Source organism: Citrobacter sp. Cm038, assembly GCF_030333105.1.
GTDB classification, from domain to species: domain Bacteria; phylum Pseudomonadota; class Gammaproteobacteria; order Enterobacterales; family Enterobacteriaceae; genus Citrobacter; species Citrobacter murliniae.
The window spans coordinates 21,853-43,587 of sequence record NZ_JAOWGO010000002.1 but is presented as its reverse complement, the minus strand read 5'-3'; the positions used below and the strand labels follow the sequence as shown (position 1 = coordinate 43,587).

Sequence of the window (21,735 nt, the reverse complement as noted above, 5' to 3'; positions counted from 1 at the left end):
ATTCCTTACTTACTGATAAGACGGTCAAGGGCGACAGCTGCGATAATTAATCCGCCCATCACCACCAGTTGGTAATAGGTTTGTACCTGCAGAATATTCAGGCCGTTATTGATGGTGCCGATGATCAGGCTGCCAATCACCACAGAGAAAATACGCCCCTTGCCGCCGAAGAAGCTGGTGCCGCCAATGATGGCGCTGGCGATGGCGTAGGTTTCAAAACCCATTCCGGCAAGTGGCTCTGCGGCGCCCAATCGAGCCGTGGAGACGACACCAGCCAATCCCGCACAAACACCGGAGATGATAAACACCACCAGGATGTGAAATTTCACGTCAATCCCGGAATAGAAAGCTGAGTTTTTGTTGCCACCCAGTGCGTAGATGTTGCGCCCGAGACGCATACGAGTTGTTAGAAACCAGAGGATAACAGCGACAATTAACGAGAAGATAACGGGGACGGGTATTCCTATCACGCTGGCGGCAAAGAAGTTCACGAAGTCAAACGAGAAGCCGTATACCGAGTTGGCATCGGAGATGACCAGCGTGATCCCACGGAAAATCGCGTTGGTGCCAAGCGTGATAATAAAGGGGTGCAGACCAGTCCAGTTTACCAGGCAGCCATTAATCGCCCCCAGTGCGCCGCCGACTAGTACACCGCCAATCAGAGCTGCGAGAAACGGATCGACACCAGCTAACATTAGCTTGGCGGTCACCATGCCGGAAAGCGCCAGAATCGCGCCAACCGAGAGGTCGATACCGGCGACAAGAATAGCGAAGAACTCGCCCATGCCGATCAGAACGGTCACGGAACTCTGCACAAAAATTTGGGTAATGTTGTTAGTGGTTAGAAAATATTCTGGCGACAGTGAACCGAAGATGGCGACGATGATCGCCAGGATAAAAAAGGTACCGTATTTATCCCAGAACAGCGCAAAGTTGAAGGGTTTCTTCTCGCTCGCTTCGTCTTTTACTCTTGAGGTAATGCCCATGCCATAATCTCCTCTTCGCTCATGTCATCGCGGTTGGTCAGGATTTGCGTCAGTCGTCCTTCGCAGAACACGGCGATGCGGTCGCAGACGGCGATAATTTCAGGAAGTTCAGATGACACCATCAGGAGGACTTTCCCGTCGTCCGCCAGTTGGCGCATCACCTTGTAAATTTCGGCTTTTGCGCCTACGTCGATACCGCGGGTAGGCTCATCGAAAATGATCACTTCCGGGTGACAACACAGCCATTTGGAGATCAGTACTTTCTGCTGGTTACCGCCGGAGAGTTCGGTAATGTTCTGGTTTACCGAGTGGCACTTCAGTGCGAGCAGTTCGCGCTGAGATTCAGCAGTACGTTGCTCGTCACCTTCATGAAACAGACCCATCGCGCCTTTATAGCCGCCGCCTTTAAGACTGCGGCTGATAGCCATGTTCTGAGCGATAGAGAGGTTGGGGAAAAAGCCGTTATCCCGGCGGCTTTCAGTTATGTAGGCCATCCCCTTTTTTACGGCATCCAGTGGTGAACGTGGAGAGATGGCTTTGCCGTTAAGACGGATCTCACCGCCAGCGCGTTTATCAACGCCAAACAGGCAATCCATCAGTTCGGTACGTCCGGAACCGACCAGCCCAGCGAAGCCTAATATTTCTCCCCGGCTGACGCTAAATGAGATATCCCGGACCTTTTTTCTGTCACGACTGGTGACATTCTGCACCTCAAATACCGTATCGCGCTCAAGGTTGCCGGTGCTCTCCTTCATCACGTTAAATCGGTTTTGCAGTTCGCGGCCTACCATCAGACGAACGATATCGTCATTTGACACATCGCTCACCATGCCACTGCAAACGCTACTCCCGTCTTTCATCACCGTATAGCGGTCGCAAATGCGGCGAATTTCCGCCAGCTTATGTGAGATGTAGACGATGGCAGTGCCTTCTTTACGCAACTGACTCATGATCAGAAATAGATAGTCCACCTCTTTATTGGTGAGTGAGGAGGTGGGTTCATCCATGATGATTACTTTGGCGTCGAGCATCAGCGTCTTGGCGATTTCTAGCATCTGTTTATAGCTAATAGATAAGTTCGCCACTTTCTCATCTAAATCGACTTTCAAGCCCACGCGTAATAACATCATGGCGGCGCGCACGCGCATTTCTCGCCAGTCGATAACATTCATGCTGCAGACTTTTTTCGTCAGATGACGACCGATATATAAATTCTCCAATACCGTTAATTCATCAATGACGCTGAGTTCCTGATAAATAATTCCAATGCCGAGTTTTGCTGCTAATTTGTGATCCAGTTTGTCATAGTTAATGTCATTAATGGTAATGGTACCTTTTGTCGGTTCGTGTATTCCCGACAACACTTTCATCAGCGTGGATTTACCGGCACCATTTTCCCCTAATAAGGCGTGTATTTCATAAGGGTAGACAGTTAAATCAACCGATTTTAATGCGTGAACCGGACCAAAGGATTTGCCGATCCCCACCATCGATATATATGGCGTGACCATAAATGCTCTCTTTTACACTTCATCCTTTTAGTTGCCTCTCAATTGCCGCCTCGACGCATCTCGGATGATTATGTGTAAGCAAAATGTTGGCTGAATCAGTAAGCCGGATAAAGCGCTTTCGCGTCGCCATCCGGCACAAAAGTCGAATCATTGCCTGATGGCGCTACACTTATCAGGCCTACAAATGACCTTTTACGTCAATTTTATTTTGTGATCAGAATAGAATCGACCAGCTTAAATTCCGGTGCTTTATCCAGCGGGATAATGTTGCCTGATTTCGCGGTATCAACCATCAGCTTAAGCCCAGTCGCACCGATATCCGCTGGGTTCTGGGCAACAGTCGCCGTCATTTGTCCAGCTTCCACCATCTTGCGGGCTTCAGGAATACCATCAGTACCGACTACCAGCACTTTTCCTGTTTTTCCAGCGTTTGCGACGGCTTGAGCAACCCCCATAGCCATCGTGTCATTCGCGCAATAGATCGCTTTGATATTCGGATTACGCTGCAGAACATTAGTGGCGACATCCAGTGCTTTAATCCGGTCCCAGTCGGCGGGTTGACTAGCAACCAGTTTAATCTGGCTTGCTTTTTTGAAGGTTTCGGTAGCACCATTACGACGCGCTTCGCCGGAGGCGTTACCAGCTTTACCCTCAATAATTGCTACTTCACCACCTTCAGCACCTAGCTTATCAATAATGAATGTCGCACCTTTCGCCCCGACGGCAACATTATCGGTGGTGACAAAACCTTCAACATTACCGCCCGCTTTTTGCAGATTATCCATATCAATTTTTTCATCGAGATTGACCAGATAAATCCCTTTCTTCCATGCACGGGCTACGGGCATTACCAGGTTCACCGAGGACAAGGGGGCAAAGGCAATCCCCTTGTAATTTTTATTACTTAGGTCTTCGAATAACTGCAGTTGAGACTGAAAATCGCCCTCTGAAGGTGAAGCAAAAATATCGACGCTGACGCCCAGCGTTTTTGCTTCATCCTCAATTCCTTTTTTCATATCCACCCAGAAAGGATTAGAGAGAGTTTTTAATACGACAGCATATTCGGCGGCGGCAAAAACACTGGTTGACAACATTAGGCCTATAGCAGCACCGCTGAAATATTTCAGATATTTATTCATAGTAGTAATCTCTGTGTAGGGTGTTGCTTCCATGAATTCGTCATACTTCAAGTTGCAGATGCGTTGTCTTTCCTGCAAATCGAATTATTTAGAGAATATAAATGGAAGCAACTAACATTTTATTTCAGCGCGCCTGGTGAGAAAAAATTAACAATTGCGCCGGTTTTTTGCATATTAACGGTTGCCTGTTCAATATTGAGTTGTGCTACTGAAACAAAAAATGCGTCTAATAATGTAAGTTGCAATATACGTGCCGAAGCATTACGCCCTAATAAAGGTGTCTCCGGTGCTGGCGAACAAATAATATAGTCAGCCAGTTTAGCAATTGGCGAATGGTAGCTGTGAGTGATACAGATAATTTTTGCACCGTTCTTTTTAGCCAACTCGACAGCCGCTTTGACATCGCTGGTTCGCCCTGAATGAGTGACGACCAGAACCACATCACCTTCTTTCAAGAGCGAGGCAGACATCATCATGATGTGCGCATCGGGATAGGTCTGACAGCGTATGCCAATGCGTAAAAATTTATGTTGTACGTCAGCGCAGATAGCATTCGATCCACCCGCGCCATACAAATCGCGCTGTTTTGCCTGATAGAAAAAGCGTGCGGCACGGTGGATCTCATCGACATTGACGATCGACTGTCCTTCCATAATGGTGCGCAAGGTAATGTTAAATACCTTATTTACCACGTCCTGCGGTGCTTCATCAAAGGCCAGCTCGGCAGGCAACACCTGCTCAGACTGAGAAAAATAGTCCTCGAGCGCACTGCGTAAGTTGCGAAAGCCGCTGAACCCCAGCAGCTTCGATACTTTAACAATCATGGCTTCAGATACTGCCAGCGCTTCCGCAACATCTTTAATCGCGGGGGCGCAACTCAGGTTCCCCGGCTTGAGTAACCACTCCACGATCCGGCTTTCGTTCTCGGTCATCCCTTCCTGCTTCATACGCAGGTAAGGCGCAAGCCCGATACCGTTTGGAAGCGCTGAATCAAACTCTGACTGGCTCATTACGTTCTCTTGTCCTTGAAATGAAGACGTCACTATATCACCACAGCAACGACAGAAAAGATGCCGATCGCTTCACAAAATAATTAAATTTATAAAGTTTTTGTTTCTGTGAAAAAACAGAACGCATTTAAAACATCGGCTTAGTTTAATGTCATTAAAAACAGGTGATTACTTTAAAGTGATGTTCTTTTATCGTCAGTATGGCGGGAAAGGGGGCGCATTAAGCGCTATTGCATTGCTGAATGTATGTGTGTAGAACAGGCCAGTAAGACGTTTTAGGTTGATAATTGACGCTTTTTATTGCATTTAAATCACAGAAAATATTTTTTTGTGAAGTTTTAAGGGTGGCGGAACATCTATGAAAAAGATTGCATTTGGCTGTGATCATGTCGGTTTTATCCTTAAATCGGATATTTTTAAACATTTGGCGCAGCGCGGTATTGAAGTGATTGATAAGGGGACATATTCGTCCGAGCGTACTGATTATCCACGCTACGCCAGCGAAGTGGCGCAGGCGGTGGTTACCGGAGAGGTCGATGGCGGGATTCTGATTTGTGGTACAGGCGTCGGTATTTCAATAACGGCGAACAAGTTTGCCGGGATCCGTGCGGTTGTCTGTAGCGAACCCTACTCGGCACAACTCTCGCGGCAGCATAATGACTCTAATGTACTGGCGTTTGGTTCGCGAGTGGTAGGACTGGAATTGGCGAAAATGATTGTGGACGCTTGGCTGGATGCAGTGTTCGAAGGAGGACGTCATCAACAACGCGTTGAGACAATTATGGCGATAGAGCGGCGGAGGAATTGAGAATCCTCCGCTACTTGTGTGACAGTGCTTTGATTACCGTGGAGCGAGTTTCTCTTCAGGGCTGGTTTTATGAAACGCTCCACGACACTCTTTTTATTCAGTCTGCTGATGCTGACCACCATTTCGGCACAGGCGGATATTATCGATGACGCCATCGGCAATATTCAACGTGCCGTCAGCGATGCCTATAAACCTGAAAATAATCGGGATTACGACGATTCTCGTGATGAAAGCTGGCAGCGCCAGATGAGCGACGATCGTCGCAGGCAGTATGATAACCGCCGTCGCCAGTTTGAAGACCGTCGTCGTCAGTTAGACGACCGCCAGCGTCAGCTCGATCAGGAACGGCGTCAGCTTGAAGATGAAGAGCGTAGAATGGAAGAGGACTACGATCGTTAACGCCCCATTCACCTTTTTTCGCGACGATGATTCCCGTCAGTAGCGCGGGAATCGCACCGATTATCCATGTCAGCGTAATAAACAGCGAAAACATGTGCAGAATGTCGGCCAGCAGGCGCATGGCTGAATCAGACGTTATGCACATCAGACCGATAATGGTTAACAGCATGCCGATAAACGGCCCCAGCAGCGTGAACCAACTGGCGTGGTGGATGATACGTCGTGTTCGGGTCATGCGATTCCCTTCAAATTGAACAATGTGCAGGGAGCATAGGCCTGGAGTGTGAAGCGCGCGTGAAGTGGGCTAATCCACCACAATCTCCATCCCGTCATATCCGGCCTCCATCCCTTTTGGTAATGGATTTTCCATCATCCATGCGTCGAACTGGTGGCTGATGTGAGTCAGGATCACCCTCGGGCAGCGAATCAGCTCATTGAGTGCCATTACGGTGTTGAGATCGCAATGATTACGCGGCGGTTCGGTGCGCGGGGCATGGCTACAATCGATGACGATTGCCTGAGGTTGATTGTTGATCAGGAATTTCAGCGTCTTGTCAGGTAGTCCGGCGGTGTCAGAGAGCCACGCCAGGCGACTGTGCGCGGTTTCCAGCAGATAACCAAACGTCAGTTTTGAGTGGTTAAGCGGCAATGGAGTAACCTGTAAGCCCTGGAGATCAAAGACCACAAACGGTTCGACCGTATGGCTAAAATCGAGAATGCCGGGATGCTTAAACAGATCGTCACAGCCCTGTTTATCCGGCGGTCCGTACACCGGGATGGTCTTGCCTACACCCCAGCGCAGCGTAAACAGCCCCTGTACATGATCCATATGGTAATGGGTTAGCAGAAATTGCCGGAAACTGCCTGCGGGCCAGTCATCCATCAGGTGTGGGATCCCCGCGTCCAGCAGCGTCACCGAATCATTGAACCTGACCACCCCGCTACAGGGGCGACGACGGTATTGTGTCTGTATACGTGCCCGTTGGCAGGCTGCACAGTCGCAGCCAAAAACCGGTACTAACTGGGCACCGCCCGTTCCCGTCAGCGTGATGGTCAGACTCATAGCTCTCCCTACAACGGCTTGGTGAAGCGGTAATGGCTTTGTACATAGCCTTCACGCAGATAAAAACGGTGTGCGTCGTGGCGTTGAACACTGGTGGAAAGCTCGGTCATTTCTGCGCCAGCCTCACGTGCTGTCGCTTCAGCCCAGGCCAGCAATTGACTGCCTACTTTTAGCCCTCGCGCCTGTGGCATTACAACTAATTCCTGAATTTCACCGATCCAGTTGGCGTGGTGCAGGTGAAACTGTAAGTGCAGACCAATCATCCCGACGACTTGTCCGTCCAATAGCGCCAGTTGGTAGCGCATATTGTGGTCCTGCAGATTTGCGGCATACCCGGCGCTAAATGCCTGGTGGTCAAATTTGCCCTGCTTTAGTTCGCAAATAAGCGCGTAAACCGCATCAACATCGTACAGCGTGGCGCGGCGTAATTCACAGACAGACATGTTTCTTCTCCTTGCGTCCCATCAGTGTGAGCAATGTATCGACTGACTGTAGCAAACTTCCATCGTTATTGAGGACATGGCAGTCAAACGGCGTGTAGCGTGCTGCGCGTTCGAGGCGGGCGGCGATTTCCATTGCGCTCTCCCGCCCGCGCATCTGCAGGCGCTGGCGCAAAATCTCAGGAGAAACTTGTAAGCAAATGGGCAAAAGCGAGGTGCCATAGCGCGTTTGCGCCTGTGCCAGATGGGCGCGCGATCCGTTGACGACGACATCGAAACCGGCGTGCAGCCAGAGGTCGATCTCCACGCCCACGCCGTAGTATAGGCCGTTGGCATGCCAGCTCAGCGCCAGCAGATTCTGCCCGGCGCGGGTAAAAAACTCTTGTTCACTGAGGGCGATATGATTTTCATTCCCGGCGTTAGCGGCTCGGGTAATGTAGCGGTGCGCCACCAGTAACTGCGTATGTTCCTGCTGGCGGAGTGCCGCCAGCAAACTGTCCTTACCTGAGCCGGATGGCCCCATCAGCCAGATCAGTTTTCCCATAGTCAGAACACCCTTTTCCCCTGACGCCAGACGTGATCGATATGGATGTGATCGCCCTTACGGTGTGCCAGCACCAGATCCGCACGCTTACCTTCAGCAATAACGCCACGATCGTTGAGATTCAGCGCTTGTGCCGGGTTGCGGGTGACCAGCCGGATTGCCTGCGATAGCGTAAAGCGGTTGGCTTCGTCATCGGCAACACGAAAGGCTGCATCGAGCAGGCTGGCGGGGTAGTAATCAGAAGAGAGGATATCCAGCAGGCCTAATTCTGCCAGCTTATGTGCCGCCACGTTGCCTGAGTGAGAACCACCGCGCACGATGTTTGGCGCTCCCATCAGCACATTCATACCATGCTGGCGTGAGGCTTCTGCGGCCTCAAACGTGGTGGGAAATTCGGCAATAACGCTGCCAAGCTGATGCGATTCCAGCACATGTTCATGCGTCGCGTCATCGTGGCTTGCCAGCGCAATCTGACGTTCGCGGCACATCTGCGCAATGGCTGAGCGGTTGGGCTGCGACCAGCGCGCCGCCAGTGCCACTTGTTCCTCTTCATAAAGAGCCATCTGCGCATCGGTGAGTGAATATTTGCCCTGATAATACTCGCGGTACTTCTCGCGGTTGGCAAATTGACGCTGACCCGGCGAGTGGTCCATCAGCGAAACCAGAGTTACCGGTTCGCGACCGACCAGCTTTTCAAACAGCGGCAGGGTGGTGTGATGCGGCAACTCACAGCGCAAATGCAGGCGGTGTTCAGCGCGATTGACCCCGCGTTTTTGTGTCTCTTCCACCGCGTTAATCATCTTCTCCAGGTTTTCCAGACGGTCGCCGCCGTCACGCACATCGCCAATGGCAACGGCATCCAGCACGGTCGTGATACCACTGGCGACCATCAGCGCGTCGTGGCTGCTCATTGCCGAATGGGCGGGCCAGTCCACCTTCGGGCGGGGGGTGAAGAATTTATCCAGATTATCGGTATGCAGTTCGATCAGTCCCGGCAACAGCCAACCGCCTTCACCGTCCAGCGCTTGCGGAAGACGGCTCTGGCCTTCGGCAACAGCGCGGATAACCCCGTCCTGTATTTCCAGCGATCCCTGCAGCACTTCATTTTCCAGCACCAGCTTTACATTGTTGATAATCATGCTGTTGTTCCCATCAGGTGCAGGCGATCCGCTACGCGGTCGCGCACGGTTTGATCGTGAAAAATGCCGACAATTGCCGCGCCGCGGGCTTTCGCTTCTTCAATCAGTGCGACGACGGCGGCGCTGTTTTTGGCATCCAGTGAGGCAGTGGGCTCATCGAGCAGCAGAATGGGGTAATCAACGATAAACCCGCGGGCAATGTTGACGCGCTGCTGTTCACCGCCGGAAAACGTCGACGGTGCAAGATGCCACAGCCGCTCCGGGACATTCAGGCGAGTGAGCAGATTCGCCGCTTTGGCAGCGCATTCCTCGCGAGAAACCCCCAGATCAAGCAGAGGCTGCATTACGACATCCAGCGCGGAAATCCTTGGGATCACACGCAGAAACTGGCTCACCCAGCCGATGGTTGCGCGACGGACTTCCAGTACTTTGCGTGCCGGAGCCTGCACCAGATCCACCCATTCATCACTGTGGCGAATGTGGATGTGCCCTTCATCCGGCAGATAGTTGGCGTATAGCGAGCGCAGCAGCGTTGATTTTCCGCTACCGGAATGGCCGTGAAGTACCACGCATTCCCCGTTTTTAACTTCCAGAGTGGCGTTTTGCAGCACCGGCAGACGTACACCGTTTTGCTGGTGGAGTACAAAAGTCTTACTGACATTTTCAACGCGAATCATGTTGGCCTCTTAATTCTGCAATACGGACGACACCAGCAGTTGGGTATAGGGGTGATGTGGATCATCGAGCACGCGGTCAGTTAATCCACTTTCCACCACCTGACCTTGCTTCATCACCAGCAAACGGTCTGCCAGCAGACGCGCCACGCCTAAATCATGGGTGACAATCACCACAGCCAGATCCAGTTCCACCACCAGGCCGCGTAGCAGGTCCAGCAGTTTGGCCTGTACCGAGACGTCCAGCCCGCCGGTGGGTTCATCCATAAACACCAGTTTGGGATGGGTGACGAGGTTACGGGCGATCTGTAAACGTTGCTGCATGCCGCCGGAAAAGGTGGTCGGCAGGTCGTCAATACGTGAGGCGGGGATCTCGACCTCCTCCAGCCAGCGCATCGCGGTGGCTCGGATGTCACCATAATGGCGCGCGCCGGTAGCCATCAGGCGTTCGCCGATATTGCCACCCGCCGAAACCTGGCGGCGCAGACCGTCCATCGGATGCTGATGCACCACGCCCCATTCGGTACGCAGCAGGCGGCGGCGGTCGGCTTCATTCATGCCGTACAGCGAATGGTTCTGATACAAAATCTCACCGCTCTGCGGCGTCAGACGTGAGGAGATCGATTTCAGCAGCGTAGTTTTGCCGGAGCCGGACTCGCCGACGATGCCCAGCACTTCGCCAGGCCACAGGTCGAAAGAGACATCGCTGAAGCCCTTTCCCGGCGCGTAGAGGTGGGTCAGGTTGTTGACCGAAAGCAGCGGTTGCGTCATTTGCTGAGAGCCTCACTCTGTTGGCGGCAGTAATCGGTGTCGGAGCAGACAAACATCCGTTTGCCGGTGTCATCGAGCACCACTTCGTCGAGATAACTGTGGGTTGAACCGCAGATGGCGCAGGGCTCATCCCAGCTCTGCACCGTGAACGGGTGATCGTCAAAATCGAGGCTTTCCACCCTGGTATAGGGCGGAACGGCGTAGATCCGTTTTTCACGGCCTGCGCCAAACAGTTGCAGGGCTGGCATCATATCCATCTTCGGGTTGTCGAATTTTGGAATGGGTGATGGGTCCATCACGTAGCGCCCGTTAACCTTCACCGGATAGGCATAAGTGGTGGCGATATGGCCGAAGCGGGCGATATCTTCATACAGCTTCACCTGCATCACGCCGTACTCTTCCAGCGCGTGCATGGTGCGGGTTTCCGTTTCGCGAGGTTCGATAAAGCGCAGCGGCTCCGGGATTGGTACCTGAAAGATCAGGATCTGATCTTCAGTTAGGGGTGTTTCCGGGATCCGATGACGAGTCTGGATCAGCGTGGCGTCTTCTGTTCGCTCAGTGGTATTTACCCCAGTAATGCGTTTGAAGAAGTTGCGGATCGACACGGCGTTGGTAGTGTCATCTGCACCCTGGTCAATCACCTTCAGCACATCCGGCTCGCCAATCACGCTGGCAGTCAGTTGAATACCACCAGTTCCCCAGCCGTAGGGCATCGGCATTTCACGGCCGCCGAACGGCACCTGATAGCCGGGAATGGCGACCGCTTTCAAAATGGCGCGGCGGATCATGCGTTTGGTCTGCTCATCAAGATAAGCAAAGTTGTAACCGGAGAGGTTAGTGGTCACGAGAGGCCTCCTGTTGCAGACGTTTGAGCAGTTCCAGCTCGGCCTGGAAATCGACGTAATGGGGGAGCTTGAGGTGCGAAACAAAACCCGCCGCCTCGACATTATCCGCATGCGCCAGCACGAACTCTTCGTCCTGCGCGGGTCCCGTGACCGTTTCATCGTATTCGGGTGCCTGTAGGGCTCTGTCCACCAGTGCCATTGCCATCGCTTTACGTTCACTCATGCCGAACACCAGCCCGTAACCGCGGGTAAAATGGGGCGCTTCGTTCTCTGGCGCGACAAAACCGTTGACCATTTCGCATTCGGTCATCAACAGTTCGCCGACATTGACCGCAAATCCCAGCTCTTCCGGTACAGTTTCCAGTTCCACATAGCCGCTGCGGATCTCTGCCGCAAACGGATGGTTACGCCCGTAACCGCGTTGAGTGGAGTAGGCGAGTGCCAGCAGATAACCTTCATCACCACGCATTAGCTGTTGCAGGCGTGAGGCGCGTGAGCAGGGGTAAACTGGCGGTGTGCGGGTGATGTCATCGGGCGTTGCCCCGTTATCTTCTTCACGCTTTGCCAGTCCCTGGTTTGCCAGCAGAGAGAAGACGTGTGGGGAGGCCTCCTGTGCGCTATCAGCGGTTCGCAGTGGCGGCGTTTCGCCATTGGCCAGCAGGGTAAAATCCAGCAGGCGGTGGGTGTAGTCGTAAGTAGGGCCTAACAGCTGTCCACCGGGAATGTCCTTGTAGACGGCGGAGATACGGCGTTCCAGGCGCATCTCTGCACTGTTTAGCGGCTCGCTCACCGCCAGCTTTGCCAGCGTTGTGCGGTAGGCGCGCAGCAGAAAGATGGCTTCGACGTTATCACCACTGGCTTGTTTCAGTGCCAGCGCGGCCAGTTCACGGTCAGCAATCCCGCCCTCAGTCATCACGCGATCGACCGCCAGGTTCATCTGCTGTTCGATTTGCGTCACGCTCAGTTCGGCAATGTCATCATCGCCCCGGCGTCGGTTTTCTTGCAGTGCGTGGGCGTTGGCTATCGCCTTTTCACCCCCTTTGACGGCGACGTACATCAGCACACCTCCACATGGGTGGTTCGCGGAATAGCCAGCAACCGCTCGCCGCAGGTCAGGATCAGATCGACTCCCAACGGGAACGGGTGCGGGCGTTCGGTGAGTTCATGAATAATGCATTCAGGCAGTTGTGGCGCAATCATCCGTTCTTCTGCAATGCCCGCACCCGTCAGGCGCAGCATTCGGCCACCGCTTAAACCTGCGACCTGCACAATCAGGGTGGCACTGGTCTCTGGCGCAACGGCGGAGCCGGAGGAGAGTGCGTTCAGTTGTTCGCTGCTGATGCGTTCGTCGGCAACGGCAAATGCCGCCAGTTGCGGCTGATCCACCAGCGACGCGTTAGTGTGAAAACGCAGGTTCTGGCTGGCAATGTCATTATTCATGGAAGGTGCCAGCCAGACCGGTGTGTCGCCATCGACCAGTGTCAGTAACACGCTGGTGGTCGCGAGATTCAGCGGCTGCCAACCGTGTTTCAGTTGATGCAAGGCGACAATCACCCCCGGTTCGCTCATTGCTTTCAGCAGACGACGAAAGCTTTGTTGCGCGTCCTGGACGGGTAGGTTAAAGGCTGTTTGTAAGGTCATGCGTTATCTCCGCGTACCAGCGTGAAGAAGTCGACCCGGCTGGCGTTAACTTCGGCACGGCGAGCGCTAATCAGTGCATCGCGTTCCGCTTCCAGCGGGGTAATAAGGGTTTCCATTAGGCTCTGGAAATGCGTCTGTTCCTGGAGCAGCGCGTCAATGACGGCGCACTGCTCAGCATGGTGTTTATTACGTCCGAGCAGGTAGCTGTAGCCCAGCGTGCCGCTTTTAAGGCGTACTACTGCGCGGGTGAGCGTGGTGTCGCCAGCAAAGAAACGGTTGCCGGTGCCGCCCATACGGGCCTGAATCTGCATCAGTCCGGTTTCTGGTGCGCGGATCAGTTCATATTCCGGCGTCAGCTTCAGTGCCTGCAGACGCGCATTCAGGGTTTCAGCGTTGCTGTAAGCCAGCACGCGCATCCAGTGCTGGCGGGTGGCGATATCGACGTGCATTCAGTCAGTGCTCCATGGTGAATTCGATCATGTCGGCGCGGGTCAGGCTGACGGAGTATTCCGCTGCATGCTCTTCGCCATCACGGTGGTTCAGGGTACGCACGCACAGCAGCGGCGCCATGTTGGGGATTTCCAGTATCTTGCTCTCTTTGGCCTGCGCGCGGCGGGCGCTGATACGCGTCTGCGTGCGCTGTAATGTCAGACCAGATTGCTCGCGCAGATAGTCGTGCAATGAGCCGCTGTTAAAGCCCTGCAACAGCGGCCAGAGGGTGAGGTCGGAAAAGTAGTGGTCAATCTGACACAGAGCGATACCGTTCACCCGGCGCAGGGTGCGCAGATGAATGACGTTGTCGCCCTCTTTGACGCTCAATGCGTCGGCAATGTGGCTGGACGCCGGGCGCAGCACCGCCAGCAGTTTTTCGCTGGTAGGGTGGCTACCCTGGTCCAGCAGGTTCTGGCTGAAGCGCGCCTGAGCATTGAGTGGGTAATCGAACGGTCGCATCAGCACCAGTACGCCCACGCCCTGGCGACGCTGCACCCAGCCGCGTTCAACCAGTTGGTCGATGGCACGGCGCAATGTATGGCGGTTCACCTCGTAGCGCGCGGCAAGCTGATGCTCCGCGGGAAGGTAGTCGCCGCAGCGATAATGTTGACGAAGCTCCTGCTCAAGTCTCGCGGCAATCTCCTGATAACGCGTCGGATAACTGGTCGGATGTGTAGACAAGTGCATAGCAATCAATGCCTCGCTAATCAGATAAAGTGCTTACGTAAACGCTGGGAGAGGAAATCCAGCAGGCTGACGGTGACGATGATTAACACCATCAGGGCGCAGGTTTGCTGGAACTGAAAGCCGCGAATCGCCTCCCATAGCGTTACGCCGATCCCGCCTGCGCCGACCATCCCAACCACCGTGGCGGAGCGGACGTTGGACTCAAAACGGTACAGCGAGTAGGAGATGAGTAGCGGCATGACCTGCGGCAGAACGCCGTAGAGGATCTCTTCAATCTTGTTAGCACCGGTAGCGCGAATCCCTTCTACCGGACCGGGTTCAATGGCTTCTACTGCTTCGGAAAGCAGCTTGGAGAGCACCCCGGTGGTATGGATGAACAGCGCCATGACGCCTGCAAACGGACCCAGGCCGACGGCGACGACAAACAGCATGGCGAAGACCATTTCGTTGATGGCGCGACAGGCGTCCATCGCCCTTCGCATCGGCTGGTAAATCCACCACGGCACGAGGTTATCGGCGCACATCAGGCCAAAAGGAATCGATAAAACAACAGCGAGGGCGGTACCCCAGACGGCGATTTGCAGAGTGACGGCCATTTCGCCCAAATAGTCCCGCCACTGGCTGAAGTCCGGCGGGAAGAAGTCGGCGGCGAAAGTCGCCATATTGCCGGAATCCTCGATCAGCGTGAGCGGGGCCATTTCGGCGCCTTTCCACGAGACAACCAGCACGGCGAGAAGGATGGCCCAGCTCAGCAGCGAGAACCAGCTGCGCTTGGGTGGGGCGACGGTGATGGTTTGCATATTTGGCTCCGTTATTCTGTATTGCCGGATGGCGGCTTTGCCTGATCCGGCCTACGTTCGTAGGCCCGGTAAGCATCGCGCCACCGGGCAATCCGTTACTGCACCGCTTTGGTGACGTTGGTCATCGCACCCAGTGCAGCAGTCAGGCGGTCGAGGTCGTCGAGCTGTGCTTTCAGCGCTGAGGTTTTGCTGGTTTTTTCTTCTGCATTCAGTCCTTTGTTGTCCTTCACGCCCTGCATCTCTTTAAACAACGCCAGCTGACGAATCGGCACCAGTTGCAGATCGCTGGAGGCGCGGAATGGCGCCCAGCCCAGACGTTCCAGAGTGGCTTTCTCTTCTGGTGTTTTGCCGTAGCTCATAAAGAAGTCGTACACCTTGTCCTTGGTGTTTTCGGAGAGGTTCTTACGCCAGACGATCGGATCGCCCGGGATCAGCGGTGACTTCCAGATCACCTTCAGTTCTTTTAGTTTGTCTGGCGCGGAGGTTTTCAGTTTGTCGAGGTTTTCGGTGTTGTTGGTTGCCACATCCACCTGCTTGTTGGCGACCGCCAGGGCGTTAGTTTCGTGCCCGGCGTTAACCGTGCGTTTGAAGTCGCTGGCAGAAATATTGTTTTTGGCGAAGACGTAGTAACCAGGAACAAGGAAGCCTGAAGTGGAGTTAGGATCGCCGTTGCCGAAAGTCAGATCTTTGCGTTTGGCGATCAGTTCGTTCAGGTTGTTGATCGGGCTGTCTTTGTTAACGATCAGCACGCTCCAGTAACCCGGCGATCCATCTGCGGCAACGGTCTGTGCAAAGACCTGTCCGTTGGCGCGGTCCACTGCTTCCATGGCGGAGAGGTTGCCGTACCAGGCGATATCGACTTTGTTAAAACGCATTCCCTGGATGATCCCGGCATAGTCCGGGGCAAAGAAGGCGTTCACTTTTACGCCCAGTGATTTTTCCATGTCCTTCAGGAACGGTTCCCACTGTGGCTTCAGGTTTTGCTGTGATTCAGTCGAAATAATGCCAAAGTTCAGCGCTTTTTCCTGCTCTTCGGCATGCGCCGGGCTTAACAAGGTACTGAAGCTGAACATGCTGGTGAACGCCAGCGCGGCAACGGCCTTATAGCTCATGTTTTTTCCTCAACGAGTCATTGTTCCAGGCTATTTCACTTGTCAGCCTGGTCTTTTCAGTTCAATTAAGCAGCCTGCGCGTTCTGTTCGACGCGGTTCATGCTGCGGTAGAGATGATCAAATCGATCGTTATCGAAGTGCTGGCTGCTGCCATCAAAGAAGACGTTCCCCTGACGCAGTGCGACAATGCGTTCGCAGTAACGCAGGGCGTAATCCACCTGATGCAGTGTGACAACCACGGTGATGCCGTCGGTCTGGTTAATGTCGCGCAGGGTGTCCATCACGATGCGCGCAGATTCCGGGTCCAGCGAGGCAATCGGCTCATCGGCGAGGATCACTTTTGCCTGCTGCATCAGCGCGCGGGCGATGGCGACGCGTTGCTGCTGCCCGCCTGAAAGCGTGGAAACGCGCTGATATGCAAAGTGCGCCATGCCAACGCGGGTTAGCGCCTGTAACGCACGTTGTTTCTGTTCTGACGTAAACCAGCTAAAACAAGTGCGCCAGAACGGTGTGCTGCCGAGCGCACCAATCAGCACGTTCTCCAGCACGGTCAGACGGTTCACCAGATTGAACTGCTGGAAGATGTAGCCGGTGTGAGCGCGGCTTTTGCGAATGTCGCGCGCCAGCCGGCCTTCACGCTGTACGGTGCGACCTAACAGTTCGACGCGACTGCCTGGTGATTTATCACCAGTAATCAAACCGCTTAAATGGCGTAAAAGGGTGGATTTGCCGGAGCCAGACGGCCCAAGCAGAGCGACCATCTCACCGGCACCGATATTGAGATCAACCGCGTTTAGCGCCTGATGTTGATTGAAGGATTTGGAGAGTTTTTCGACGCGAATAATCGTTTGCATGATGCGGCCTCCCTAAAAAAGTGGCCCCATCGTGGCGGATTAATGTGACATTTTCGTTAAAGGAAGGTTACCTGGCGATGAAGAGTTGAGCGAGATTTGATGACAGTACGGGAGGGCGAGCCTCCCGTCAGGTTACTCGGTTGGCTGCGGTTGCTTCACGACGTTAATCATCCATGGCACACCGTATTGATCGGTGACTTTACCGAATCCGTGCGCCCAGAAGGTTTCCTGCCAGTCCATTTCGATTTGGCCTTTGGCGGCAAGTTTGTCAAACCAGCGCTTCCCTTCGTCGACATGTTGCGTATCAAGAACCAGCGTGAAACCGGAATAATGTGCGTTTCCTGATGAAACAGCATCACTCATCATGATATCGCTGCCCGCGATACGCAGATTAGCGTGGGCTATTGCAGTATCGGGGAATTTCATACCTGAAGGGCAACCCTCTTCGCTGTCCTGTGCCGATTTGGGCATTTCACCAAAGTTGATTTTGTAGAGCAGCTCTGCGCCCAATGTCTGTTGGTAGTATGCGATGGCGTCGGCGCAATTGCCGGCAAAAGAGATGTAGGGACTTAATGGCATAATTTTTACCTCAGTAAAAGAAGCCAGTTAAGTGTAGTTAGCGTAAGCCCGGTAAGCGAAGCGCCACCGGGCATAATCATTAGTTCTTTTTCACGAACTCGGATTTCAGTTTCATTGGGCCAAATCCATCGATCTTGCAATCAATGTTGTGGTCGCCTTCAACCAGACGGATGTTTTTCACTTTGGTCCCAATCTTCAGCATTGAAGAGCTACCTTTTACCTTCAGATCTTTCACGACGGTAACGCTGTCGCCGTCGGCCAGCAGGTTGCCGTTAGCGTCTTTCACGATCAGTTCGTCGCTGTCCTGAGCCGGTTCAGCATCGTTCCATTCGTGGGCGCATTCCGGGCAAATGAACATGCCGTTATCTTCGTAAGTGTATTCGGAGTTGCATTGTGGGCAGTGTGGTAATGACATGTAGATTTCCTCAAAAGTCAGCAGGGGCAAAAGCGCCCAAAAATGGCAGATTGCCGAAAAAGGCCGCAATTATACATAAAATCCCTGCTTTTGTCGGGACTACTGTCCGATTAAGAAAAATGGCAGGCTGCAGTTAAACACCACAATTCCTTTGCTTTCCAGTACCTGAAATCCGGACTGAATATTTTTTAAGGGAAATTGCTACGCTTTGTTATTTAAGATAAGGTGAGGCAAACCACCTGATATTCATAGGTCACACGACTTTCAGTATCACTTAGCCATTGTATGTGAATGCTTCACGACCCCTTAATTTAGGTAGGGGAATTAAGCTGGCATTTTTTAAAACTGAACTACTCTCTTTATCTTTCTTACTTAATACAGTAAGTGAGAGGCCTCAGGCCAACGGTTATACATTGAATTCTATATTAAAAATATCAATTGGTTGTTTTGATTTTTAATTATTTCCACACGTAATTATAAAAGCCGAAAGTCTATAAATAAAACGATTTGGCTAAATAAAAGCACTGCTATTTGCGTTAAGGAAAAATTTTCCATGTACACACAGACAATATATGAATTAAGTCAGGAAGCTGAACGCTTGCTGATGCTCTCTCAGGAACATCTCAAGCAATTACAAAAATTGCCCGCGACATCGTTGGATAACGTCACGCAGAAAGAAGGAGAGCATAGCGGAAAGGTACAGCCCCTGCATTTCAGTGCGCGTGGCATGGATGTCCAGCAGGCAACGCTCAACAATGAGCTGCGAAAGATAACGCGTCTGGAGATGGTGCTGGCTATTGTCGGCACCATGAAGGCAGGTAAATCGACGACAATAAACGCGATTGTGGGTACGGAGGTTCTGCCTAATCGTAATCGCCCGATGACGGCGCTGCCGACGCTTATCCGCCATACGCCAGGTCAGAAAGAGCCGGTGCTGCATTTTTCTCATGTTGCACCGATTGATGACTTGATGAATTTATTACAGCAGCGCGTGCGGGAGTGCGATCGCCAGCTTCTGACTCAGACGCTGGAAATTGATAAGGATATGAATGCCCTGCTTCAGCGTATTGAAACCGGCGTGGCATTTGAACGGTATTATCTTGGCGCAGAACCTATTTTCCACTGTCTCAAAAGTCTGAACGATCTTGTGCGTCTGTCAAAAGCGCTGGAGGTCGATTTTCCTTTTTCCGCTTACGCAGCGATTGAGCATATTCCGGTTATTGAAGTTGAGTTTGTGCATTTGGCCGGGCTGGCGAGCTATCCGGGGCAATTGACCCTGCTGGATACGCCGGGGCCAAATGAGGCGGGGCAGCCGCACTTACAAAAGATGCTTAATGAACAGCTGGCGCGGGCTTCAGCGGTGCTGGCGGTGATGGATTATACCCAACTGAAATCTATTTCGGATGAGGAAGTCCGTCAGGCCATTACAGCGGTTGGAAAGTCGGTGCCGTTGTACGCTCTGGTGAATAAATTCGATCAGAAAGACCGCAATAGTGATGATGAAGAGCAGGTGCGGGCGTTGATTTCCGGTACCTTGATGAAAGGCGCTATTACACCTGAACGTATTTATCCGGTTTCTTCAATGTGGGGATATCTGGCGAACAGGGCGCGTCATGAGTTGACGACTAACGGGCGGTTGCCGGATCACCATAAACAACGCTGGGTACAGGATTTTGCCGAAGCGGCGCTCGGCAGGCGCTGGCGAACCACCGATCTTGATGATACGGAGCATATTAGGCATGCCGCCGATTTGCTTTGGGAAGATTCATTGTTTGAGCAGCCGATTCAAAAATTGATCCATGCTGCCTACGCTAATGCTTCGCTCTATGCACTACGCTCTGCGTCACATAAGTTATTGAACTATGCGCAAAGCGCGCATGAATACCTGGAGTTTCGCTATCACGGCTTAACAGTAGCGTATGAAAAGCTGCAGCTGAATGTCAGCCATATTGAAGAAGATATGCAGCAGCTTCAGGTGAGCCAGGAGCGGGTGAGTGATGAAGTTAACCACGAGGTTGAGCTGGCGCTGGAATCTGCCACGGCGTTTCTCAATCAACAGCAAGCCGATATTCTTTTTAGAATTAATGCGTTCTTTGCAAAAGAAAACGTGTTGAGGATTTCACAACACGGTATGGGAGCGTCCATTGCAGCGGCGGAAATGGCGGGTGAAATGCTGGTGCTGCATGACGAAGGGCAAGCGAAGATTGTATTAGATAAAATTCGGTCGTCCTGTGAAGTCGTCCTGCTGGCAGCGCAGGAGAATATCAGTCGCGATTTGGCGTTGCGTTTTGAGCAACTGGAGTCGACGCTGTCGCGGACGTTAAACGAGGCCATGAGGCCAATTGAGCTGCGGGTGAAAGAGGAACTGAGCCATACCGGATTTCGTGCGCGGATCCGTTTTCCGGCATTTCATGCGGCGATGTTCAACTTCAATACTCGCCAGTTGTTTAACGAAGCCATTGAACAGGATATGCCGTCGGAAAATACCACCTCCACGGTGGGAGGCGTGCGGGACACTTTCTCCCGCTGGCTGAACCAGCCAAACTGGGGATGGAATGATTACGTTGAAACCAAAACGCGTTACCTGATTGATATGAGCGTACTGCACAAGAGCCTGGTGCAGTACGTCACCCTGTTTTGCCAACAAATCCGTAAAGCTTTAGTGGCGCAGGTCGATATTTCCGTTACGGCAGGTATGGCAACGTTTTTTGCCGATTTTTCACTGAGCCTGACGCAATTACAGGCGAGCCTGCGTGAGAGTTTGGCCCTGCGTCAGCAAAATGAATCTGCAGTGAATGCCCTGAGTGAGCAATTACAGCATCGTATTGCGACTGCGGCATGGATTTATGAAGATTCTCGCTTGCTACGTGACGATATTCACACCCTTTTTGCAGTAGAGCATACATGACTAACGTGTTACTGGAAGGCCCAGGGCGGACGCTGGAGTGTGTCTACCCGAAGTTTATGGTCGACCTGGTTCAGGGAGATGAAACCAAACGTTCCGGCGGTTTTCTGCAACAGCAGAAGCGACTGCGCGCGCGCCTGACGCAAGAAGTGTTATCCCAGACTCAGCTTCGGGCGTGGGTTATGGCGGGAGTGTCCAGCGAGCACCTGGTTATGCGTCTTAAGCTGGTGGAGAAACTGGCGGGAATGATCGATCCGGGGCATCTGGCACTGATGCGTATTGCTGAACGACTGTTGTTTATGCATCAAATGGAAAATCCGCGCGGTCATGCCACCCAGGGCGTAATGCTGCAGATAAGCGCACTCTCCGACTGGTTTACACAACGCAGCGCTTATAAAAAGAAGGCGCTTGTCCAACGAGGGCTGACTGTCCAGGCAGGTGAACATAGCGAACAAATTTTTACTCGCTGGCGTGCCGGCGCTTATGACGGCTGGTCATTGCCGGGGCGCTGCTTCATCGCGCTGGAGGAGCTACGTTGGGGAGCCTTTGGAGATGCCTGTCGGCTGGGGAATGCCGATGTGGTATCGATGCTAAAAGACAATCTGCGCACGATGGCTACCCAGGCGCTGGCACATAGCGTAAATGCTGCACCTACTACGCGTCATTATTATCACCAATGGCTCAGTACACCTGCTGTCGGCGGATCAAGTGAACACAACGATATGCTGAGCTGGCTTGGTGACTGGTGTGATGCAGAGCGGCATCCGGTGAGCTGGTCGGTAACGCAGCGTTGGCAAAATGTGGCGTTGGGAATGCCGAGGCTGTGTTCGGCAAAGCGGTTAGTTGATGCGATGGTTGAAGAGATTTTTGCACCGTCCTCTCTCATGGGTTGAGAGGGGACGGTGAGTACGTTGGGGCAAA

General features: G+C 52.9%; 24 protein-coding genes and 1 pseudogene. 4 read left to right on the top strand and 21 right to left on the bottom strand.

Annotated features, from left to right (window positions below; translation table 11 throughout):
• Positions 1-5: 5 nt before the first annotated feature.
• The 4 genes from alsC to OGY01_RS00180 all read right to left on the bottom strand — a co-directional run bounded on the left by alsC (position 6) and on the right by OGY01_RS00180 (position 4,646).
• The gene (gene alsC, locus OGY01_RS00195) at positions 6-986 is read right to left on the bottom strand and encodes a D-allose ABC transporter permease (protein WP_286492193.1); all 981 of its coding nucleotides are present in this window, start codon (positions 984-986) and stop codon (positions 6-8) included.
• On the bottom strand, positions 965-2,497 hold the full coding sequence (alsA, locus tag OGY01_RS00190; RefSeq protein WP_286492191.1) for a D-allose ABC transporter ATP-binding protein AlsA: 1,533 nt from the start codon (positions 2,495-2,497) through the stop codon (positions 965-967). The genes alsC and alsA overlap by 22 nt, the downstream gene beginning before the upstream one ends.
• 203 nt (positions 2,498-2,700) lie before the next feature.
• Positions 2,701-3,636 carry a D-allose transporter substrate-binding protein gene (alsB, locus tag OGY01_RS00185; protein ID WP_284097326.1) on the bottom strand — a complete coding sequence of 312 codons (936 nt, stop codon included), beginning with the start codon at positions 3,634-3,636 and terminating at the stop codon, positions 2,701-2,703.
• A gap of 119 nt (positions 3,637-3,755) precedes the next feature.
• Positions 3,756-4,646 carry a MurR/RpiR family transcriptional regulator gene (locus OGY01_RS00180; RefSeq protein ID WP_284097315.1) on the bottom strand — a complete coding sequence of 297 codons (891 nt, stop codon included), beginning with the start codon at positions 4,644-4,646 and terminating at the stop codon, positions 3,756-3,758.
• A 358-nt stretch (positions 4,647-5,004) separates the two neighbouring features.
• Between OGY01_RS00180 and rpiB the strand changes: the two genes are divergently transcribed.
• Together rpiB and yjdP are read left to right on the top strand one after the other, a co-directional pair.
• A complete protein-coding gene (gene rpiB / locus OGY01_RS00175; RefSeq protein ID WP_284097316.1) occupies positions 5,005-5,454 on the top strand; it encodes a bifunctional allose-6-phosphate isomerase/ribose-5-phosphate isomerase RpiB in 450 nt (149 codons plus the stop codon).
• A 69-nt stretch (positions 5,455-5,523) separates the two neighbouring features.
• The gene (gene yjdP / locus OGY01_RS00170; protein ID WP_048222388.1) at positions 5,524-5,853 is read left to right on the top strand and encodes a DDRRRQL repeat protein YjdP; all 330 of its coding nucleotides are present in this window, start codon (positions 5,524-5,526) and stop codon (positions 5,851-5,853) included.
• A gap of 31 nt (positions 5,854-5,884) precedes the next feature.
• On the opposite strand, the pseudogene cbrB reads toward yjdP, so the two are convergent.
• The 17 genes and pseudogenes from cbrB to OGY01_RS00090 all read right to left on the bottom strand — a co-directional run.
• Positions 5,885-6,088: pseudogene (cbrB, locus tag OGY01_RS23725) on the bottom strand (inner membrane protein CbrB); the annotation flags it as partial.
• 69 nt (positions 6,089-6,157) lie between these two features.
• Positions 6,158-6,916 carry a phosphonate metabolism protein PhnP gene (phnP, locus tag OGY01_RS00165; protein ID WP_286492189.1) on the bottom strand — a complete coding sequence of 253 codons (759 nt, stop codon included), beginning with the start codon at positions 6,914-6,916 and terminating at the stop codon, positions 6,158-6,160.
• Positions 6,917-6,924: 8 nt separating this feature from the next.
• Positions 6,925-7,359 carry an aminoalkylphosphonate N-acetyltransferase gene (phnO, locus tag OGY01_RS00160; protein ID WP_200012901.1) on the bottom strand — a complete coding sequence of 145 codons (435 nt, stop codon included), beginning with the start codon at positions 7,357-7,359 and terminating at the stop codon, positions 6,925-6,927.
• On the bottom strand, positions 7,346-7,900 hold the full coding sequence (gene phnN, locus OGY01_RS00155) for a ribose 1,5-bisphosphokinase (protein WP_045438712.1): 555 nt from the start codon (positions 7,898-7,900) through the stop codon (positions 7,346-7,348). The genes phnO and phnN overlap by 14 nt, the downstream gene beginning before the upstream one ends.
• 2 nt (positions 7,901-7,902) lie before the next feature.
• Positions 7,903-9,039 carry an alpha-D-ribose 1-methylphosphonate 5-triphosphate diphosphatase gene (gene phnM, locus OGY01_RS00150; protein ID WP_200012894.1) on the bottom strand — a complete coding sequence of 379 codons (1,137 nt, stop codon included), beginning with the start codon at positions 9,037-9,039 and terminating at the stop codon, positions 7,903-7,905.
• Positions 9,036-9,716 (bottom strand): phosphonate C-P lyase system protein PhnL, encoded by a 681-nt coding sequence (gene phnL, locus OGY01_RS00145; RefSeq protein WP_045438722.1) that lies wholly within the window; start codon positions 9,714-9,716, stop codon positions 9,036-9,038. The genes phnM and phnL overlap by 4 nt, the downstream gene beginning before the upstream one ends.
• Positions 9,717-9,725: 9 nt before the next feature.
• Positions 9,726-10,484: a phosphonate C-P lyase system protein PhnK gene (gene phnK, locus OGY01_RS00140; RefSeq protein WP_286492187.1), complete on the bottom strand. Its 759-nt coding sequence runs from the start codon at positions 10,482-10,484 to the stop codon at positions 9,726-9,728.
• A complete protein-coding gene (phnJ, locus tag OGY01_RS00135) occupies positions 10,481-11,272 on the bottom strand; it encodes an alpha-D-ribose 1-methylphosphonate 5-phosphate C-P-lyase PhnJ (protein ID WP_231593097.1) in 792 nt (263 codons plus the stop codon). Before phnJ ends, phnK begins: the two co-directional genes overlap by 4 nt.
• Before the next feature lie 46 nt (positions 11,273-11,318).
• Positions 11,319-12,386 (bottom strand): carbon-phosphorus lyase complex subunit, encoded by a 1,068-nt coding sequence (locus OGY01_RS00130; protein ID WP_048222378.1) that lies wholly within the window; start codon positions 12,384-12,386, stop codon positions 11,319-11,321.
• Complete coding sequence (gene phnH, locus OGY01_RS00125) at positions 12,386-12,970, bottom strand: phosphonate C-P lyase system protein PhnH (RefSeq protein ID WP_045438734.1); 585 nt, start codon at positions 12,968-12,970, stop codon at positions 12,386-12,388. The genes OGY01_RS00130 and phnH overlap by 1 nt, the downstream gene beginning before the upstream one ends.
• The gene (gene phnG, locus OGY01_RS00120; RefSeq protein WP_045438737.1) at positions 12,967-13,419 is read right to left on the bottom strand and encodes a phosphonate C-P lyase system protein PhnG; all 453 of its coding nucleotides are present in this window, start codon (positions 13,417-13,419) and stop codon (positions 12,967-12,969) included. The genes phnH and phnG overlap by 4 nt, the downstream gene beginning before the upstream one ends.
• Positions 13,420-13,423: 4 nt before the next feature.
• Positions 13,424-14,149, bottom strand: a complete 726-nt coding sequence (gene phnF, locus OGY01_RS00115; protein ID WP_045438740.1) for a phosphonate metabolism transcriptional regulator PhnF — start codon at positions 14,147-14,149, stop codon at positions 13,424-13,426.
• Between the two features lie 20 nt (positions 14,150-14,169).
• Positions 14,170-14,949: a phosphonate ABC transporter, permease protein PhnE gene (gene phnE, locus OGY01_RS00110; protein WP_045438742.1), complete on the bottom strand. Its 780-nt coding sequence runs from the start codon at positions 14,947-14,949 to the stop codon at positions 14,170-14,172.
• Positions 14,950-15,044: 95 nt separating this feature from the next.
• A complete protein-coding gene (gene phnD, locus OGY01_RS00105) occupies positions 15,045-16,061 on the bottom strand; it encodes a phosphonate ABC transporter substrate-binding protein (protein WP_286492185.1) in 1,017 nt (338 codons plus the stop codon).
• A gap of 65 nt (positions 16,062-16,126) precedes the next feature.
• Positions 16,127-16,915: a phosphonate ABC transporter ATP-binding protein gene (gene phnC / locus OGY01_RS00100; RefSeq protein WP_048222374.1), complete on the bottom strand. Its 789-nt coding sequence runs from the start codon at positions 16,913-16,915 to the stop codon at positions 16,127-16,129.
• Positions 16,916-17,047: 132 nt separating this feature from the next.
• Positions 17,048-17,494, bottom strand: coding sequence for a VOC family metalloprotein YjdN (gene yjdN, locus OGY01_RS00095; protein ID WP_045438759.1), 447 nt, complete (start codon positions 17,492-17,494; stop codon positions 17,048-17,050).
• Between the two features lie 79 nt (positions 17,495-17,573).
• Positions 17,574-17,909 carry a zinc ribbon domain-containing protein YjdM gene (locus OGY01_RS00090; RefSeq protein ID WP_003031835.1) on the bottom strand — a complete coding sequence of 112 codons (336 nt, stop codon included), beginning with the start codon at positions 17,907-17,909 and terminating at the stop codon, positions 17,574-17,576.
• A gap of 553 nt (positions 17,910-18,462) precedes the next feature.
• Between OGY01_RS00090 and crfC the strand changes: the two genes are divergently transcribed.
• Both crfC and OGY01_RS00080 read left to right on the top strand, forming a co-directional pair.
• The gene (crfC, locus tag OGY01_RS00085) at positions 18,463-20,817 is read left to right on the top strand and encodes a clamp-binding protein CrfC (protein WP_286492183.1); all 2,355 of its coding nucleotides are present in this window, start codon (positions 18,463-18,465) and stop codon (positions 20,815-20,817) included.
• On the top strand, positions 20,814-21,707 hold the full coding sequence (locus OGY01_RS00080; protein WP_200012880.1) for a diguanylate cyclase regulator RdcB family protein: 894 nt from the start codon (positions 20,814-20,816) through the stop codon (positions 21,705-21,707). The genes crfC and OGY01_RS00080 overlap by 4 nt, the downstream gene beginning before the upstream one ends.
• Positions 21,708-21,735: the final 28 nt, after the last annotated feature.

Bases quoted from the DNA above. Each gene is read 5' to 3' on its own strand.
- phnH (WP_045438734.1), bottom strand. From the start codon at position 12,970: ATGACCTTACAAACAGCCTTTAACCTACCCGTCCAGGACGCGCAACAA.
- phnC (WP_048222374.1), bottom strand. From the start codon at position 16,915: ATGCAAACGATTATTCGCGTCGAAAAACTCTCCAAATCCTTCAATCAA.
- phnP (WP_286492189.1), bottom strand. From the start codon at position 6,916: ATGAGTCTGACCATCACGCTGACGGGAACGGGCGGTGCCCAGTTAGTA.
- phnL (WP_045438722.1), bottom strand. From the start codon at position 9,716: ATGATTCGCGTTGAAAATGTCAGTAAGACTTTTGTACTCCACCAGCAA.
- alsB (WP_284097326.1), bottom strand. From the start codon at position 3,636: ATGAATAAATATCTGAAATATTTCAGCGGTGCTGCTATAGGCCTAATG.
- phnJ (WP_231593097.1), bottom strand. From the start codon at position 11,272: ATGATCCGCCGCGCCATTTTGAAAGCGGTCGCCATTCCCGGCTATCAG.
- yjdP (WP_048222388.1), top strand. From the start codon at position 5,524: ATGAAACGCTCCACGACACTCTTTTTATTCAGTCTGCTGATGCTGACC.
- phnK (WP_286492187.1), bottom strand. From the start codon at position 10,484: ATGACGCAACCGCTGCTTTCGGTCAACAACCTGACCCACCTCTACGCG.
- rpiB (WP_284097316.1), top strand. From the start codon at position 5,005: ATGAAAAAGATTGCATTTGGCTGTGATCATGTCGGTTTTATCCTTAAA.
- OGY01_RS00080 (WP_200012880.1), top strand. From the start codon at position 20,814: ATGACTAACGTGTTACTGGAAGGCCCAGGGCGGACGCTGGAGTGTGTC.
- OGY01_RS00180 (WP_284097315.1), bottom strand. From the start codon at position 4,646: ATGAGCCAGTCAGAGTTTGATTCAGCGCTTCCAAACGGTATCGGGCTT.
- phnN (WP_045438712.1), bottom strand. From the start codon at position 7,900: ATGGGAAAACTGATCTGGCTGATGGGGCCATCCGGCTCAGGTAAGGAC.
- phnO (WP_200012901.1), bottom strand. From the start codon at position 7,359: ATGTCTGTCTGTGAATTACGCCGCGCCACGCTGTACGATGTTGATGCG.
- phnG (WP_045438737.1), bottom strand. From the start codon at position 13,419: ATGCACGTCGATATCGCCACCCGCCAGCACTGGATGCGCGTGCTGGCT.
- phnE (WP_045438742.1), bottom strand. From the start codon at position 14,949: ATGCAAACCATCACCGTCGCCCCACCCAAGCGCAGCTGGTTCTCGCTG.
- phnD (WP_286492185.1), bottom strand. From the start codon at position 16,061: ATGAGCTATAAGGCCGTTGCCGCGCTGGCGTTCACCAGCATGTTCAGC.
- OGY01_RS00130 (WP_048222378.1), bottom strand. From the start codon at position 12,386: ATGTACGTCGCCGTCAAAGGGGGTGAAAAGGCGATAGCCAACGCCCAC.
- alsC (WP_286492193.1), bottom strand. From the start codon at position 986: ATGGGCATTACCTCAAGAGTAAAAGACGAAGCGAGCGAGAAGAAACCC.
- yjdN (WP_045438759.1), bottom strand. From the start codon at position 17,494: ATGCCATTAAGTCCCTACATCTCTTTTGCCGGCAATTGCGCCGACGCC.
- phnF (WP_045438740.1), bottom strand. From the start codon at position 14,149: ATGCACTTGTCTACACATCCGACCAGTTATCCGACGCGTTATCAGGAG.
- alsA (WP_286492191.1), bottom strand. From the start codon at position 2,497: ATGGTCACGCCATATATATCGATGGTGGGGATCGGCAAATCCTTTGGT.
- OGY01_RS00090 (WP_003031835.1), bottom strand. From the start codon at position 17,909: ATGTCATTACCACACTGCCCACAATGCAACTCCGAATACACTTACGAA.
- phnM (WP_200012894.1), bottom strand. From the start codon at position 9,039: ATGATTATCAACAATGTAAAGCTGGTGCTGGAAAATGAAGTGCTGCAG.
- crfC (WP_286492183.1), top strand. From the start codon at position 18,463: ATGTACACACAGACAATATATGAATTAAGTCAGGAAGCTGAACGCTTG.